Origin of the sequence: Bacillus atrophaeus (assembly GCF_039519175.1) — a bacterium.
Classification (GTDB): domain Bacteria; phylum Bacillota; class Bacilli; order Bacillales; family Bacillaceae; genus Bacillus; species Bacillus atrophaeus.
Genome location: NZ_CP154443.1, coordinates 1,745,048 through 1,762,213, shown reverse-complemented (window position 1 = coordinate 1,762,213; position 17,166 = coordinate 1,745,048). Strand labels below are relative to the sequence as shown.

17 protein-coding genes are annotated in these 17,166 nt (G+C 46.4%); 3 read left to right on the top strand and 14 right to left on the bottom strand.

Annotation, left to right across the window (positions count from 1 at the left end; genetic code table 11):
* Positions 1–14 precede the first annotated feature (14 nt).
* Positions 15–695 (top strand): ABC transporter ATP-binding protein, encoded by a 681-nt coding sequence (locus AAHT65_RS09030; RefSeq protein ID WP_343311382.1) that lies wholly within the window; start codon positions 15–17, stop codon positions 693–695.
* Between the two features lie 105 nt (positions 696–800).
* Here the strand turns inward: AAHT65_RS09030 and AAHT65_RS09025 are convergent, their stop codons facing one another.
* The 10 genes from AAHT65_RS09025 to gerKA form a co-directional block, all read right to left on the bottom strand.
* Positions 801–2,144, bottom strand: a complete 1,344-nt coding sequence (locus AAHT65_RS09025) for an MmgE/PrpD family protein (RefSeq protein WP_343311381.1) — start codon at positions 2,142–2,144, stop codon at positions 801–803.
* On the bottom strand, positions 2,141–3,292 hold the full coding sequence (locus AAHT65_RS09020) for a M20 peptidase aminoacylase family protein (protein ID WP_343311380.1): 1,152 nt from the start codon (positions 3,290–3,292) through the stop codon (positions 2,141–2,143). Before AAHT65_RS09020 ends, AAHT65_RS09025 begins: the two co-directional genes overlap by 4 nt.
* A gap of 15 nt (positions 3,293–3,307) precedes the next feature.
* Positions 3,308–4,057: an amino acid ABC transporter ATP-binding protein gene (locus AAHT65_RS09015; RefSeq protein WP_010789712.1), complete on the bottom strand. Its 750-nt coding sequence runs from the start codon at positions 4,055–4,057 to the stop codon at positions 3,308–3,310.
* 12 nt (positions 4,058–4,069) lie between these two features.
* Positions 4,070–4,744: an amino acid ABC transporter permease gene (locus tag AAHT65_RS09010; protein WP_010789713.1), complete on the bottom strand. Its 675-nt coding sequence runs from the start codon at positions 4,742–4,744 to the stop codon at positions 4,070–4,072.
* Between the two features lie 22 nt (positions 4,745–4,766).
* Entirely contained in the window at positions 4,767–5,561 is a 795-nt protein-coding gene (locus AAHT65_RS09005) for an amino acid ABC transporter substrate-binding protein (RefSeq protein ID WP_010789714.1), read from the bottom strand.
* A gap of 21 nt (positions 5,562–5,582) precedes the next feature.
* Positions 5,583–6,080 carry a GNAT family N-acetyltransferase gene (locus AAHT65_RS09000; protein ID WP_010789715.1) on the bottom strand — a complete coding sequence of 166 codons (498 nt, stop codon included), beginning with the start codon at positions 6,078–6,080 and terminating at the stop codon, positions 5,583–5,585.
* Between the two features lie 15 nt (positions 6,081–6,095).
* On the bottom strand, positions 6,096–7,421 hold the full coding sequence (locus AAHT65_RS08995; protein ID WP_010789716.1) for an LLM class flavin-dependent oxidoreductase: 1,326 nt from the start codon (positions 7,419–7,421) through the stop codon (positions 6,096–6,098).
* Between the two features lie 197 nt (positions 7,422–7,618).
* A complete protein-coding gene (locus tag AAHT65_RS08990; RefSeq protein ID WP_010789718.1) occupies positions 7,619–8,728 on the bottom strand; it encodes a GerAB/ArcD/ProY family transporter in 1,110 nt (369 codons plus the stop codon).
* Positions 8,729–8,753: 25 nt separating this feature from the next.
* Positions 8,754–9,977: a Ger(x)C family spore germination protein gene (locus tag AAHT65_RS08985; protein WP_343311379.1), complete on the bottom strand. Its 1,224-nt coding sequence runs from the start codon at positions 9,975–9,977 to the stop codon at positions 8,754–8,756.
* Positions 9,967–11,616: a spore germination protein GerKA gene (gene gerKA / locus AAHT65_RS08980; RefSeq protein ID WP_277714321.1), complete on the bottom strand. Its 1,650-nt coding sequence runs from the start codon at positions 11,614–11,616 to the stop codon at positions 9,967–9,969. The genes AAHT65_RS08985 and gerKA overlap by 11 nt, the downstream gene beginning before the upstream one ends.
* 125 nt (positions 11,617–11,741) lie before the next feature.
* Between gerKA and AAHT65_RS08975 the strand changes: the two genes are divergently transcribed.
* Positions 11,742–11,963, top strand: coding sequence for a hypothetical protein (locus tag AAHT65_RS08975; RefSeq protein WP_088116494.1), 222 nt, complete (start codon positions 11,742–11,744; stop codon positions 11,961–11,963).
* A gap of 19 nt (positions 11,964–11,982) precedes the next feature.
* On the opposite strand, the gene AAHT65_RS08970 is transcribed toward AAHT65_RS08975, so the two are convergent.
* Positions 11,983–13,731, bottom strand: coding sequence for a right-handed parallel beta-helix repeat-containing protein (locus AAHT65_RS08970; RefSeq protein ID WP_343311378.1), 1,749 nt, complete (start codon positions 13,729–13,731; stop codon positions 11,983–11,985).
* Between the two features lie 284 nt (positions 13,732–14,015).
* Between AAHT65_RS08970 and AAHT65_RS08965 the strand changes: the two genes are divergently transcribed.
* Positions 14,016–15,494, top strand: a complete 1,479-nt coding sequence (locus tag AAHT65_RS08965; protein ID WP_004430224.1) for a peptide MFS transporter — start codon at positions 14,016–14,018, stop codon at positions 15,492–15,494.
* Between the two features lie 19 nt (positions 15,495–15,513).
* Here AAHT65_RS08965 and AAHT65_RS08960 read toward each other — a convergent pair whose 3' ends face one another.
* The 3 genes from AAHT65_RS08960 to bsdD all read right to left on the bottom strand — a co-directional run bounded on the left by AAHT65_RS08960 (position 15,514) and on the right by bsdD (position 17,156).
* A complete protein-coding gene (locus AAHT65_RS08960) occupies positions 15,514–16,377 on the bottom strand; it encodes an alpha/beta hydrolase (protein WP_343311377.1) in 864 nt (287 codons plus the stop codon).
* Positions 16,378–16,469: 92 nt separating this feature from the next.
* Complete coding sequence (locus AAHT65_RS08955) at positions 16,470–16,925, bottom strand: pyridoxamine 5'-phosphate oxidase family protein (RefSeq protein ID WP_343311376.1); 456 nt, start codon at positions 16,923–16,925, stop codon at positions 16,470–16,472.
* Positions 16,926–16,928: 3 nt separating this feature from the next.
* On the bottom strand, positions 16,929–17,156 hold the full coding sequence (gene bsdD, locus AAHT65_RS08950; RefSeq protein WP_010789725.1) for a phenolic acid decarboxylase subunit BsdD: 228 nt from the start codon (positions 17,154–17,156) through the stop codon (positions 16,929–16,931).
* Positions 17,157–17,166: the final 10 nt, after the last annotated feature.

Here is a 17,166-nt window from a genome sequence, read left to right as displayed (position 1 = left end):
AGAGGCGAATACACATGAGCTTATTAGAATTTCAACAAGTCGGCTACTGGTACAAAGACAAAAGCCAGCCCTTATTTCAGGATATCAATATCAATTTCGAAAAAGGGAAATTCTATACCATCGCCGGTACGTCCGGGTCAGGAAAAACAACTTTCCTGTCTCTGGCGGGCGGACTTGACGTCCCGAAAGAAGGAAGCATCCTTTACGAAGGAAAGGATGTTTCTAAAATCGGCTTAACGAATTACAGAAACAAATATGTATCCATCGTTTTTCAGGCATACAATCTGCTTCCCTATATGACCGCTGTTCAGAATGTGACAACAGCGATGGAAATTACGGGTTCGAAAGAGACGAATAAAGAAGCGTACGCGCTGGACATGCTGGAAAAGGTCGGCATCAGCGAAAAGCAGGCACGTCAAAAGGTGTTAACTTTAAGCGGCGGACAGCAGCAGCGCGTTTCGATCACTAGAGCGTTCTGCTGTGACACAGACTTGATTGTAGCCGATGAACCGACGGGGAACCTTGATGAGGATACCTCAAAAGAAATCGTCCGGCTCTTCCAAGACTTGGCGCGCAAAGACGATAAGTGTGTAATCATGGTGACGCATGATGAACAAATCGCAAAAGTGTCTGATATCAACATCAGACTTTCTAGAGGAAGCTTTACGTTGAAGGAAAACAGCGCAGCGGTTTAATAACTTGCGCCTCTGCCAGTGCAGACAGGGGCGCAGCCTATATCCCCCTTTTATATAGAAGTGAACGTAAAAAGAGCGGTGGCTGCATCCCCCCGCTCTTTTTATTTATATATGTGATAAATAGCTTTGAATGTCGGCATGCTCAATGGCAGTGATCAAACTTGCCGCTTTTCGTTCGTCTCCTTGAAGCGCAAGTTGCAGCTTCTCTTTTATGTCTTCCTCAGACAGTCCGTTTCCCGGCGCCCCCTTCGGACAATTGACACGGGCTTCGTAAACACGTCCGTCTGACAGAAAAACGCGTACGATGGTGAAGCGGCCCTTTGGAACGGCTTGCGGGTCTGGCTGAATCTCAGCGTCATAAACACGGTGAATACGCGGCAGATAGGCTTGAATGTTCTGTGGTATCGGCTCATTGTTAAAATGCCCGGCCGCCGTCAGCTCCCGTCCGTGCAAAGCAAGGGAGATGACGTATTCCACGCTGAAACGTCCTTCTTCCCCTGTTTCCGGCTGCTTTTCCGTCAATGCGGCGTCTCCGCCCGGAGGAAAGACAACTTCGATCCGGTCCGTCTTGCCAGCAGAGATCTCATGCTGAACCATCAGCTTGCGGATGGCGTCTGCGGCGTGATGAGCGGCGGAGCAGAACGGATAAATTTTAAACCAGAGGCCTGGCTGAACGATTCTCCAAGGTGTTCCCCAATTACTTAAAAATGTGGATTCCGCCTTTTCCAGATCACCGTAGAGGCTGAAAAACCCTTGCTTTCCATCCAGTGCTGTGTGTGAGCCGCCAAAGCCGGTTTGCGCCAATTTGACGGCAAATAAGGCGGATTGAGCCGCCAAGCCGGCGTGCAGCGGTTTCATTTCTGTGCCGAATTGAACTCTCATCCCGCCGGCTTGCGCAGCGGCAAAGCCGATTGCTCTTTCCAGCTCTTCCTGGGACAGCTCCTCTGCATAACCGATCGCACAGGCAGCCGCTATCGCTCCAAGCGTCCCTGTGTTGTGCCAGCCTTTTTCATAGTGGTGTCTGCCAATCGACTCACCCAGCCTTGCCATCACTTCCACGCCGACAATATAAGCGCCAAGAAACCGCCCGCCATCTCGGCGGGCGGCGGAAGCAATGAGCGCCGGAAGAATAACGGCGCTCGGATGCCCTCTGACATCAGAATGGACATCATCAAAATCAAGCGCGTGGGCGATAAATCCATTCAGCAGCGCCGACTGCGAGGGTGATGCCTTTTTTCCTTGTCCGATAAGAGGGGCAATTGGCACGCCGCCTTCTCCCTCGATCAAGTTCAACAGTTTTTCAACGCCGCTGTCATTTCTCCCTGCAAAAGAAGCTGCTGTAAAATCAAGCAGCCCCTTCTTTGCTTCACGCATCGCTTCAACGGAAGCTTCAGGGCGTGATGATCTCACAGACTGAGCAAGGCCTGCCGTCAGTTCTTGTATGTTCATTCGATCGACTCCAGGACAGTAACGGCCAGCTCAGCAAAATAGCGGGCCGCTACCTGCAATGCTTCTTCATCCAATGTGAACGCCGGATGATGCCATTCTTCTGTTCCGTTTGTTCCCATCCAAACGAAAAAGCCTGGGACTTTTTCTTGATAAAGAGCGAAGTCTTCACCGCCAGGCGACTGTTCAGCGGGGACAGTCTGATAGCCTAGACGGGCTGCGGCTTCTGAAGCAGCATTCAAGAATTGATCGTCATTCATCACGGACGGCAAATACGGGAACCAGCGAAATTCCGCCTGTGCTCCGTATCCGGCCGCAATTCCTTCAGCGATCCGTTTCATATGTTCCGGAACGGCTTCTCTTGCTTCTTTTTGAAAGGTTCGAACCGTTCCTTCCATTTCTGCTTGGTCTGGTATGACGTTCCATGAGCTGCCGCCCTGTATTCTTGTGATGCTGACGACCGCATTTTGCAATGAACTGATATTACGGCTGACGACAGATTGCAGGCCGCTGATGATTTGGCCTGCCGCGGCAATCGGATCAATGCTGTTATTTGGAATACCGGCGTGTCCGCCTTTGCCTTTAATGACTAACTCAAAGCGATCAACGCTTGCCATCAGCGGACCTTCTTTCAGACCGATGGTACCGACCGGAAGATCCGGTTTATTATGCATGCCGAAAATGGCAGAGACGCCGTCCAACACCCCTGTTTCTATCACTTTTCTCGCTCCGGCGGCAATTTCTTCAGCGGGCTGAAAGATGAAGCGGACCGTTCCTTTCAGCTCGTCCTTTCTTTTGTTCAGCAAAATCGCTGTGCCGATAATGGAGGCTGTATGAAAATCGTGTCCGCATGCGTGCATTGTTCCGTCAGTTTTAGAGGCAAACGGCAGGTTCGTCTGTTCATGAATCGGAAGCGCGTCAATATCCGCTCTCACCGCAATAACGGGACCGTCCGCATGCCCTTTGATTTCCGCAATCACGCCTGTTTCAAGCTGAGGAACGTCAAGAATCTCAATGTTCTCTTCTTCAAGCCAGCGGCGGATTTTTTTCGTCGTTTCAAATTCCTCAAACGACAGTTCAGGGTGTTCATGAAGGTCACGGCGCATGTTAATTAAACGTTTGTTTAACGCATCATTATACTCTTCAGCCATTGTTCTTCTTCCCTTCTATATAAGTTCGGTAGGCTCTCCCACCTGTTTGATAAACTTTTTCGTCCGTTCGCTTTTCGGATGGTCAAACAGTTCTTCCGGGGTTCCCTGCTCGATAATATGGCCGTCCGCCATAAAAATTACCTTATCAGCGACTTCTCTGGCAAACGCCATTTCATGAGTAACGATGATCATCGTTGTTTGTTTTTCCGCAATGGATTGAATCACTTGCAGCACACCCGCTACAAGCTCCGGATCAAGCGCGGAGGTCGGCTCATCGAGCAAAATCGCGTGCGGGTTAACGGCGAGCGCCCGCGCGATGCCGATCCGCTGCTGCTGCCCGCCGGACATCGTAATCGGATAGCTGTTCGCCTTATGCTCCAAGCCGACCTGTTTTAAGATATCCATACCGATGCGGTTCGCTTCTTCCCGCGATTTTTTTTGCGAGACGATCAGCGCTTCTGTAATGTTTTGCAGTGCTGTTTTATTTTTGAACAGATTGTAATTTTGGAAAACCATGGCTGTCTGCTGGCGAAGCTGATGCGCTTCTTTACGTGTATATTTTTCAGCGTTCAGCTTGGCTTCTCCAATTTCAATCAAGCCTTGATCAGGGCGTTCCAATAGATTCAGGCAGCGGAGAAGCGTTGATTTGCCGGAACCGGACGGGCCGATGATCGCCACAACTTCCCCGCGTTTCACTTCAAGGTCGATCCCGTCCAGCACGACGAGATCTTTAAAGGCTTTGCGAATATTTTTGACTTGTATCAACTGATTTCACCCCTAGGTTCGGTATGGCTTGCTGATGGCGCGTTCAAACAGGTCCTGCAAGACGCTATATATAATTGTGAGAATCCAGTACACAACCGCAACCGCCAAGTAGGTTTCGAAGTATTTCAAATTGCCTGAGGCGTACATCTTCCCTTGCGCGAACATCTCCATAACGCCTAATGTAAATGCCAATGATGTTTCTTTCAAAAGACCGATAAACGTGTTTCCCGTTGCCGGAATTGCGTTTCTGACGGCTTGCGGGAGAATGATCCGCCTGTATGCCTGAAGCTTCGTCATGCCGACAGACAGACACGCTTCCAGCTGCCCTTCATCCACCGAGTTCAGAGCGGCGCGGAAGATCTCCGCTAAATAGGCAGCGTTCTTTAAGCTTAAACCGATGATGGCAGCCGTTAAGGCAGTCATTTTGCTCATCTCCGGGAACAGCTGCGGCAGTCCGTAGTAAATTAAGAAAAGCTGCACCAGCGTCGGTACACCCCGAAAAAATGAAATATAGATTTTTGACAGCTGATGAAGCACGGGTATATGGTTTTTGGTGATAAGTGCGAGAACAAGTCCTCCGATGACCGCAAAAATCATGGCCGCTACAGCCATGAAAAGGGTGATCGGGAGGGCTCCAATTAATGTCGGGAATGCCGAAATCATGAATCCCCAATCGATCGTATTCATTCTGGTGGTTCACCGCCGTTTCTTATTGCTTCTTTTCTGTTGTGATATCTTCTTTAAAATATTTTTCTGAAAGCTTTTTAAGCGTTCCGTCTTCACGGAGTTCATCCAATGCTTTATTTACTTTTTTGCGGATCTTATCGTGCGCGTCATCCTTTGCGAACGGGAATGCGACTTGTTCGTAGACAATCGGGTCTCCGGCAAGCTTCAGAGGCAGACCTGTTTTCTTTATTTGCGCGAGAAGCACACTCCGGCTGTTGACGTAAGCATCCACACGTCCGTAAGCTACGTCTTTCAGCGTACCTTCTTGTGTTTCGTATGTTTTGATATTGATTTTTTTATCAGGATCTTTGCTTTCAAGGTTTTTCGCATGGTTCGAACCGAGAACGGCCGCAACTGTCTTTCCTTTTAAGTCGTCTACTGACTTAATATCTTTGTTATCATCTTTTACGACAATCTGTGTCCCCGCGTAGGAATACGGTTCTGTAAAGTTGTACACTTCCTTGCGTTCGTCTGTTACGGCAACCTGGTTTGAAATCGTGTCAAGCTTACCTGTTTGAAGCTCTCCCATCAGCCCGCTGAATTCAAGCAGTTTCCAGTCAAGTTTCATATCGAGTTTTTTTGCTACGGCTTCCATGACTTCCACATCAAAACCCGTCAGCTTGCCGTCTTCTTTATAGGCGAACGGATAGCTTTGGCCGGTCGCCCCGACATGAAGCACCTTGTCATCCTTATTATCACTGCTGTTTCCGTTACCGCATGCTGACAATACAGCTAATAGCGCAGCAACGAACAGCAAAGTCCATTTTTTCATTTTCATGTTATTTCCCGCCTTTTTGTTTTATATATCAGTCCGCAGTTCTTTTTTCATATAAATCGTGATGTGTCCTTTGCCGAGATCTCGTTCCCCGGCGCGGACGTAGCCTTTTCTTTCATACATGTCAATCAGCCAGGGATGTTTATCAGCTGTTCCGAGCGATACGAACGGAACCTTTAAGGTATCGCGCAGCACGGTCTGCTCGACCCATTGCAAAAGCTCTGACCCTACGCCTTTTTTGCCGATATCCGGATCTACCGCAAACCACCAGATGTGAGGCACTCCGTACGGTCCCGGCTGCTGTCCCCATGGCATCCGCAAGGAAATCGTAGCGATAATCCGTCCATCTTCTTCCATAACATAACATGCGTTTTTTCGGATATTGTTCAATACAAGCTCCAGGTCTGCATGTGCGGCGGCAAAGTTGATGCCAAGCTTGCGAACCGGTTCATAGGCCCGCCATGTCAGAGCGAGAAGTTCTTCGGCATCACTGTCTTTCGCCAGCCGGTATTGTCCCTGCATTGCACGTTCCTCCTTTTATTTTGTATAACGGTTAACCGGTTTTTCCAAACCGAAATGTTCTCTTAATGTCGTACCTTCGTATTCTTTTCTGAACACGCCGCGTTCCTGCAAGATCGGAATCACCTTGTCCACGAATAGTTCGATCCCTTCCGGAAGGAGCGGCGGCATGATATTGAAGCCGTCACAGGCCTGTTTTTCGACCCATTCCTCCATCTTATCTGCAAGCTGCTCCGGCGTGCCGACAAAGATGTGGTGGCCTCGGGAACCTGCCACGTATTTGTATAGCTCTCGAATGGTCATGTTATCGCGCTTGGCCATCTCCTGAACAAGTTTGAAACGGCTTTTCACCGCATTTGAAGCTTCTGCGTCCAATTCAGGCAGAGGCCCGTCAAGCGGATACGCGGACAAGTCGATGCCGCCTAAATAATTCTGAAGGATTTGCAAACCGACTGACGGAATGATTAAATCCTGAAGCTCTTGGTATTTCGCCTGCGCCTCTTCTTCTGTATCGGCAATGATCGGAAAAATCCCCGGCATGATCGCGATTTTTTCAGGGTCACGTCCGAATTCAGCAGCCTGTTCTTTAATAGATGTATAAAATTCTTGAGCGGATTCCAAATGGTTTTGCGCCGTGAAAATCACTTCCGCCGTCTTAGCGGCCAGCGCTTTTCCATCTCCTGATGAGCCTGCCTGAATAATAACCGGCTGGCCCTGCGGCGTTCTCGCGATGTTTAAAGGCCCGCGAACTGAGAAATACTCTCCTTTATGATTAAGTTCGTGCATTTTTTCCTTCTCGAAAAACTCTCCCGATTCCTTATTTCGTATGAAGGCATCCTCTTCCCATGAATCCCACAGCCCTTTTACCACATCAACAAATTCCTCGGCCCGCTGATAACGGAGATGGTGTTCAAGGTGCTGTTCCCCGCTGAAGTTCAGCGCTGTTGATTCAATAGATGAGGTCACAACGTTCCAGCCGGCCCGCCCGTTCGACAGATGATCCAAAGAGGCGAACTGTCTCGCAATATGAAACGGTTCACTGTATGTCGTGGAAGCCGTAGCTGCAAGTCCGATCTTGGAAGTAACCTGTGCCAGTGCAGAGAGCAGCGTAAAAGGCTCGAACCTTGTTAAGACATTCGGATGCGACTTGCTGTCTATTGATAAGCTATCGGCCAAAAACAGCATATCCAGCTTGCCCCGCTCCGCTGTTTTTGCAAGTTCTTTAAAGTAATCCAAATTCATGCTTGCGTCCGCAGGAGCCTTCGGATGTCTCCAAGATGATACATGATGCCCCGTACCCGCAAGGAAAACCCCCAATTTGATTTCACGTTTTTTGCTTGCCATGGTGTGTTTTCTCCTTTTATCTATTTTTTGGTCAAGCTGAAATATTCCGACAGCTTAAACCCATATTTCCTAGGTTTTTAATATGAATAAATCAAAATGTACAATTGTCTCGCAAGTTTGTCAATTAGTTGAGCTGAATTATTTTTCTATTTCAGCACAAAAAACCCCGAATGGCAGCCGGGATCAACTGTTTCTTGTTAATGGGGTTTCTTTTTTCCTTTTATCCGTCTTTTCAAGAATGCGATAAGCAGGAGCACAACGGGGAAAATGACTTGAAACGGCAAATGGACGGTGATCGGAACAATTTTCAGCCCTTCGCTCATATGCTCTGAAAAACTGCTTGCGATTGTAATGGATAAAATTAAAATGCCAAGACCGACAGGATAGGCCAATTGAGATGGGTTCTTTTCTTTAAACAAGGTTGAAATCCCCATAACGACAGCATACAGGTAAAGGCTTACCTTGAAAAAACCTCCGATTACAAGCGCCAGCATAAAAAAGACATCCAGACGATCTAAGAACTCTTCGATTTTAATCGTCTGAATAGTGGTAAGAAGCGGAAATTGAGAACGCAGGGTGAGATTCACATCCAGCACACTCATCGTAATCGCAATGGACAAAGCTAAAATCAGCCCGCTGATCCCTATTGCCCAAAGCCCTGTCTTTTTTGCATGTCTCTGGTTATTTAAATAAGGAAGTATCATGACAAATACGATTATTTCACCAAACGGAACATACAGGGTCTGCGTGAAAACGGAATGAATGACAGGCGAAATCCCATCCGCCAGAATGGGCTTCAAATTGGTAAGATCAATCATGCCGGAGCAGATAATCAGGAGCAATCCGACCGCTCCTAATAAATACATCACACCAAAAAGAAGCTCTCCGGCTCTGGCGATTACCTCAATCCCTTTTCTGACTGCGTATATACTGACGACTATTAATAAAGCATTAACCACCACAATCGGCGTATCGGGATATGCAAACGTCAGCAGCATCTCACCAAAATCCCGGAGCACGCGTGCCGCGATATAAGCAAAATATAAAATATACAGCAGGGAAATAAGCCAGCTTATCTTGGTTCCTAAAAGTTCGTTCATATACTCTTTCGGCGAGTAATCCGGATAATATTGATAAAGGGCCTGATACACATAGTAAAGGAGCAGACCGACGGCACTTCCAAGCAGAACTGCAATCCAGGCATCGCGCCCGGCCGTCGTTCCCGGCGGAATTAATAATGAGCTGCCCAATTCAAAAATCAAAATCATGACAAATAACTGTCTTCCTGTGATTCGGGCCTTCTCCATCAGTCAAAAGCTCCTTTCTTCACGTTTAATCACGGTCAAACTTATCTTGAAGAGGATTGTTCCTCAAACCAGTTCTTCTGATAAATGTTTCCACTTTAATATCAACCGGCAGATTGGGCAGATATTCAGCTTCCCATTTCGGCTCTATTTTTTTCCATACTTTTGGGTAGTTTCTAAAGATCGGATCACCGAATCCGACAATATCCACTTTGTTCTTTTTAATACTCTGGACGGTGCCGGCAATATCCTTTTTTAACTGTTTGCTGAGAACGCGTTCTAGCTGCTCCAATACTTTAGGGTCTGATAAATGGAATGGATATTTGACTGCGTCCACTGTCCCTTCCACAGTGATATGGACTTGAATGTGCGGCTGGCCATTTTGAAGAGAAGCGGACACCTTTGTTTTTTGGCGGCTCACTTGAAGGCTTATTGCATTTTCAACTTGTTTCCAATCGGCGTTGATATACGTATGTTTGATTCGGTTCAGCAGCCACATGACTCCGATACCGTTCTTATCCTCAATCCAATATTGTAAGCGGCCGTCATGTTTAAATACCGCCAGGCCGTCTGCCTGAAGAACGGCTTTCGATTCTGTTGACTGCGTATTCTCCAAACTTTTTCCCTTTTCACTGTCACCCTTCATGGTAAATCCGGTTATAATGGGTGATTTGGTCGGGACAACAAGGCATTTTATGATATCCTGTATGTTTGTTTTTATATTTTTTCCATATTGGGATTCTGTAAAATCCAATGTTTTGTTCACTTTATTGGACGGGATTTTATCAATCGGCGTGAGGACCTTAATGATATTTTCAGCTTTTGTTTTATGAGCAATCACGACAGTTGCAGTTGTCCTGAACTCTGTATCGCGTTCCAGATTATCAAATACATCATTAAGTCCGTCTTCTCTTGCCAGCTTTTCACTGATGACCACGAGATTTGTGTGAGAGTAATACAGCCGCCTTGATATCTTTACAGATGCTCTTCTCATCGCTTCCGTCAGATTATCACCGGCTACGGAATAAACGGATACAGGCGGTCTGTCTCCCGCCCCGCCGCCTTGAAGCCCTCCAGCTACATTGCCCGGATTAATGATTTGAAAGTGGAGCACGTATTTGCCGTTATTTTTCTTATCAATCCCAATCGCTGATATGAGGGCAAGGTCTGTCAGTTCCCGTTTATCCCAACACCCCGGCAAGAATACAATGCTAACAAGCATCAATACGGCTAAAACCCGCTTACGAATCATCACGTCCACCATCTTTCAGATCTTTGTTGACCATTCCCCGGGAAGAATCCGGCTGAGGGCGCTGATGTTCGGCTTCCCGAACTTTATTTTTCCCGCCGATGACCGCCGGCCTTTTTTTATCCGCCCACCACGGCACCCTTACGAATGTATCTTTTAACCCCTGAAACGAAAACGGGGCGAGAGGCGACATATAAGGAACACCGAAGGAACGCAGGCTGCACAGATGGACAACCATCATAATAATGCCTAAGATCAACCCGTAAAAACCAAATGTGGCGGCTGCGATGATAAAGGTAAAGCGGATCAGACGCGCCGAAATGGCCATGGCGAATGCCGGTGTGGCAAAACTTGCAATCGCGGTAATCGCCACAACGATTACCATGGCGGGCGATACGATTCCCGCCTGAACCGCAGCCTGTCCAATGACAAGCGCTCCGACGATCGAAACGGCGGAGCCCACAACCCGCGGCAGACGGACACCCGCCTCTCTTAGAATTTCAAAGGCGACTTCCATCGTAAGCGCTTCAATCACGGCCGGAAACGGAACAACCTCCCGCTGCGCCGCAATTACAATCAAAAGCTGGGTCGGAATCATTTCTTGATGAAATGTGGTAGCCGCTACATATATCGCCGGCGCAACCAGTGAAATGAAAAAGATTAATATCCTCAAAAGCCTGATGCTTGTGGCAATATCAAAGCGCGAATAATAATCTTCAACCGATTGAAAAAATTGTATAAAGACCGCCGGCGCAATAAGCACAAACGGCGTTCCGTCCACGATAATAGCAAATCTGCCTTCTAATAAGTTTCCCGCTACAATATCAGGCCGCTCTGTATGATAGATGGTCGGAAACGTGGTATATGTTTCATCCTCAATGAGCTGTTCAATGTATCCTGATTCTAAAATGCTGTCGATATCAATTTTTTTCAGGCGCTGCTTCACTTCTTTTATTGTCTTGTCTTCGCAGATGCCGTTGATGTACATCAGGGCGATTTCTGTATGTGTAACGGTGCCGATCTTCATTTTCTCCACCCAGACATTCGGGTTTTTAATATATCTGCGGATCATGGAAACATTCGTTTGGATGGATTCCGTAAAGCCTTGACGAGGTCCCCGAAACGACACTTGAGTACCCGGCTCTTCGATAGAACGCCGCTCTCCCCCCTCCGTACTTGCGATAAGCGCGCGGTCGGCTCCTTCTGCGAAAATCAATGTATTTCCCAGCATTAACGCTGTTAAAAGCCCGTCCCACGTTTGTTCAGGCTTGACGCTCCCGAGCGCTACCGTTTGTTCAAGCACCTGCTCGATCGTGTCATCTTTTTGAAGAGATTTGTTGCTGATTAAGGCTTCAATTAAGGATTCATTCACTGACTGATTATCAACTAATCCGGCTATATAAATGATGGCAATATGTACGCTTCCCTTTTCTCCGATTTCGAGTTCCCGGATCACCACGTCAGAACTGCCGCCCGTTTTTTCTGTGATATCTGCAAGATTTTCTGAAAGAGCAGAATGGATATGTTTTGAGCTGTCTTTCCGGTCTTGTTGATCTGCCTTGTCTTTCGCCTCAGACAGGTTCTTTTCGGGTTCTTCTTGATCGGTATTTTTCTTTTGCTTTCGTTTAAAAAATCGCGGCATGTCGTAAAATACCTTTCCTTCACATTTTTTCGTATTTTTCCTGCACATCTGAAAAAATATACATATGAAGCATCTGAATAACCTTACGTAAAAGAATTAAAATAAGAAACGGAGCGTGATCTCATTTGAAAATTTTCGCAGTAACGGCATTTTTAATCGGTTTGATGCTCGTGATATCGGTTTTAATGGATATGGCGCAGGGATTAAGCCTGATGGCAGCGATCCAAAATAATTTGAACACCATCAAAATGACAACCTTTGCGGAGTGGGTTACATCTTTCATTTTTTTCTTAGTCCTGCTGAAAGAAGCGATTTCGTTACGAAAACTGAAAAAAAACAACCCCTGATCTGGGGCGTTTTTTATGCTTATACGACAATATTGCCTATTGAAATATCCGTACTGTGTCTGACGATGGTTCCTTTGATGATTCGGTTGGCGATGATGCGTGAATTTGTGGATGTGTTCGTTTGGATGGCAGAGGCCGTGTTTGCTGACAGGTTGTGGATGGTATTGCCGGAGATCGTTGAGCCTGAAGAACTGTTCAAATATATAGCAATTGGTGTACCGGCTGTTCTGTTTACGGTGATCGTATTATCCATAATGTCGTGGGTGCCGGAGTTGATATAAATGGTCACGAGCAGGGGGGATTGCTCAAAGTGATTGCCGATGATGGATGTTTTTGCGTTTGTGGCGCAGTAAATCGGATAGTTTTTAAAACTGCGGAATGTGTTGTTCTTGATAATAGCTGAGGCATTGTTCGTAATGGATACGGCATAGGATTCCATAAAACCTTCAAAAGCATTTGGAACAAGCGTATTTCCTTCAATAACCGGGCTGCCTTGGGTAACCCAAATTCCTCTGCTGAACGATTTCAGGACGTTCTGCTTAACCGTTATATCACCGCCGGATATGTTGATGCCGTCAATGACTTGGGTAATGCTGTTATTGGCAAATATCGTATCGTCCGACAACGTTGCTCTGAAACCTGTGCTTCGCCTTGTCTGGGATATTCCGTTTTCAATTATGTTTCCCTCGATTAACACATTCGAAGCCTGATAGACGGATATTCCCGTATTATCGAAGTTTTTGATTTTGTTATTGGCTGCAAGGACGCTTTTGCCTCTGATATCAATTCCAGTGGAGAATCCAGTGATGAGATTGCTTTCAATAACCGCATCGCTTCCGTCTTTCCCTTGTGATACACCCAGTCCCGCAATTCCGGCACTCTGTATAATACCGTTCTCAGACTTAATAATATTTCCTAAAATGAGAGTCTCTGTTCCGTAGCCGTAGCTGATTGTATTGTCGGCTTGATTCCCCTCTATAATGACGCCATAGCCGTTAAAATTGCATACTGAACAGGAAACGTTCCCATTAAAAAAGTTGTTGCGGATTGTAATATTCAGCGCTTCCTCATAATCTAAATCTCCTTCGCCATACCCCTCAATATCAATTCCGAATTTCGGCGCTATGCCATTTCCTTTTCCCGCATCCTCAATGATACAGTCTTGCACAGTGACTATTTCACCTCCTGTAATCGAAATGTTATTTCGCCGTGACCGTCTGATTTCACAGTCCTGAATTATAACATTTTCTGACGTGGTGTAATCGGGATTTGTCTTTAACCCTCGCGGACTGACGATAATCCCGTCTCCTGTAAAATCTGAAATGCTGACATTGTCGACCAGAATGTTCAAGCTGCCCTCTATACATATACCGAAGCCCCATTCATGGGTCTGTCTGAGGCCTGCGTTTTTATACGTATGCTCATGCCGATCTCCGATAATTTGTCCGCCGGAAATAGTTATATTCTTTTTTCTGCCTACATAAAATGCAGAATACCCCCACGAATCATTCGGTATCACTTTTATCATACACTCTGGGTCCATTAAAATGGTCAAGTCATCAGGAACTTGTATACCCGCGTTTCGGAAGGCCTGATCCGAATCTCCTCCAAGGGTTCCGTCAATCATATACGTGCCTTTTGGAAACCAGACAGTATGGTATCCCTTTTCAGAAGCCGCGGTTAGACATTGATTAATCATTTCGGTCGAGTCTGTCTTACCGTCTCCTGAAACGCCATAGTCTGTCACATCCAATACAAATTCAGCCATGATGAAAGCATCCCCCTCTATCTCGTTTATTCATTTCATTTTATGTCGCATGTCCATATCCGCTTGGACAGGTATCTAAAATTTTATTTAAATATTTTCTCAATATATCTTTGTAAGATTATTTAACAAAGGAGTCTTAAGAAATAGGAAAAACCCACTACTAATCTATGATTTTATTTTTCGATAATGGAACTTTTTGAAATGAGTATAATTCATATTGACACGCGTATTATATAAGAATATTATTTTTATAATACACTTCTTTCAGAAAGGGTTTGGCTGACATGGCTTCGATTGATAACGAAAGTATCATTAAAAGCGTCCCGCAAAAAGGGTTCTTTGGTCACCCGCGAGGACTATTCACTCTGTTTTTCACAGAATTTTGGGAGCGTTTCTCCTACTATGGCATGAGAGCGATCCTGCTTTACTACTTGTATACAGAGACAGTAAACGGCGGTCTCGGCTTCGACAAAGGCACAGCGGTTGCCATTATGTCGATTTATGGATCTCTTGTATACATGTCAGGCATCATCGGCGGCTGGCTCGCTGACCGGTTATTCGGTACGGCAAACACTGTGTTTTACGGCGGGATTTTAATTATGTTCGGACACATTGTACTAGCCTTTCCAGGAAGTGCGACAGCGTTCTTTATCAGCATGGCGCTTATCATTATTGGGACGGGTTTATTAAAACCGAACGTTTCCAGCGTCGTCGGCGATCTCTATACAAAAGAAGACCCGCGCCGCGATTCAGGTTTTAGTATCTTTGTTATGGGAATCAACCTCGGTGCTTTAATCGCGCCGCTAATTGTCGGAACACTCGGACAAGAATATAGTTATCATCTCGGCTTCGGAACTGCCGCAGTCGGAATGCTGCTCGGACTCATCGTATTTGCGTTAACCAGAAAGAAAAATCTTGGGCTTGCAGGCTCAAATGTGCCAAATCCCCTTTCTAAAAAAGCAGCGCTTGGCACCGGAATCGGCCTCATCATTGTGATTATTGCAGCTATCATTGCGATTCAAACGGGAATATTAAATATCGAACGATTCATTAACCTTGTCAGTATCCTCGGTATTCTCATTCCAATTGCCTACTTTATTGTGATGTTTACAAGCAAAAAAGCGACAAAAACAGAAAAATCACGGCTTGCCGCGTATATTCCTCTGTTTATCGCAGCTATGATGTTCTGGGCGATTCAAGAACAAGGAGCGACCATTCTTGCGTTATACGCCGATGAGCGCACAAAACTGTCATTAGGCGGATTAGAGCTTCAGTCATCATGGTTCCAATCATTAAATCCATTATTCGTGGTGATTTTCGCCCCAATTTACGCATGGCTTTGGATGAAGCTTGGTAAACGCCAGCCTTCCACACCTGTTAAATTCGCGATTGGGATTATTTTAGCCGGATTGTCATTTGTCATCATGATCTTCCCTGCGATGCAAGGAAAAGATGCACTCGTCAGCCCGCTTTGGCTGGTTCTCAGCTTCCTGCTTGTGGTGCTTGGCGAGATGTGCGTGTCACCTGTCGGCTTATCAGTTACAACGAAACTTGCGCCGGCTGCTTTCTCAGCGCAGACCATGAGCTTGTGGTTTCTGACAAATGCTTCAGCCCAAGCGATCAATGCAAAAGTTTCAGTATTTTTCGGAAAAGTATCAGATTCAGCTTATTTCGGTACAATTGGTTTGGTCTCTATTATTCTCGGCGGCATCCTGCTGCTGCTCTCGCCGGTCATTAAACGGGCGATGAAAGGTGTTTTATAGAATAGAAACAGCCCGCAGATCAGCTCTGCGGGCGTTTTTTATTTTCTATCCAATCGGCCAAACTTTGCTCAAAGGCTTGCGGTTCTTCCAGCATAGGGTTATGCCCGCTCTTTTCAAAAACAACCTTCTTCACATGCGGATACGAGTCATCAACGGCATCCCATAAAGAAACAGGGGCAACTGCATAATCATATCTCCCTAAGCCGATAAAAACCGGCACCTGAACATCGGCTAACACTTGAATAAGATGAAGTTCTGCGAACGCTTTTCCCCATAAGTAATCCATGATCGGCATATTGACGGAAACACCATCCCATAGAGCAGCCGCATCGGATCTATCGTTGTAAAAGTTCTTGGCCGCAGAGCGAATGCACATATGCACAAATCTTCTTTCCGGGTCTTTTTCAATGTCGCCCGCCAATTTAGTAATCTCTTTTTCATATCGGCTCTTTCTCTCAGGGCTGGCTGTGTTCTCGAAAAATGCCTCGCTTTTGCGTTGTCTGTTTTCACTGTTGTCAGGAGCCGTATTTAGTAATACAACCTTCCGAACCTGTTCAGGATATGTTCTGGCATATTCTGCGGCCATAAAGGCGTGTCCTGAGTGCCCCATAATCACAAAATCCTCAAGCTGAAGCGCTTGCCTCATTGTTTCGATATCCTTTAATACGCGATCCAGCCTTTGATCTTCCGGCTGTAATGTCCGCGTCGGCTTCGCAAACCCTCTGTGGTCAATAAATATCCATTTGTATTTTTGTTTGATCTCCGCTGAAAAGAGACGCGGATAGTAAACGGCACTGCCTATCACCAGAATAGGTGTGCCTGCCCCTTCGATATCATAAGATAAATCAAAACCATCAACCCGGTATATCCCTCTGTTTCCCATCGCAATGTCCCCTTTGGCTGTAATGAGTTACTTTTTCATTATACAATTTTTCAGACAATAAAAGCCTGACGCATAGCGTCAGGCCTTCTGCATTAACGTTTCAGTTCCTCAAGCGTTACGGCCCATCTTTTTAGCACTTCTTCCGGGTTGTGCAGCTGAATGCTGACACCGGAAGTCAAATCTGCGTATTTCGCTATATCTTCCTTTACTGAGACGATACGGCAGGAAAAACGTTCTCTGTCGAATGCTGCGTCCGCAAGCGGCGGCAGGGGTTCACATTGCATTTTGACGTAGTGAGCGGCTCCCTTCCACCATAGGGCGAGCTGGGCTTGTCCTGTACGGATCAAGTTGCCCGCAGTCGTTGTGTTTTTCCAAAGGGCGATTCGGAGACCGGTTCGGCTGGTTGCTATGATTTCTCCCGCGCTGATCATCGCGGCATAGGGCCAGCCGTCCTCCGATACAGTTTGCAGGACAAAGGCCTCGTGCTGTTTTTCTTTTAAGCGGTTCCCGTCCAGAAGCTCAAAGAGGCGGTCTGACATACTGTTCATATGTCAGGCCTTTCTTTCCGGAACAGCCGGCACTTCAACAGCTGTTTCTGTTTCCTTCGGATCGATCTTAAATGATGGATTGTATTTTTTCGGGTTTGTAATGCTTTCCGGTTCACATGATCTCCATGTGAAGAAACATGTTTGGCATTGATAGACTTCCCAAGCGCCTTCTACAGGCGATTTGCTCATGATTTCTCCCTTTTTTGAATCACATCGAGGACATGTATGCATGTCGGATCAT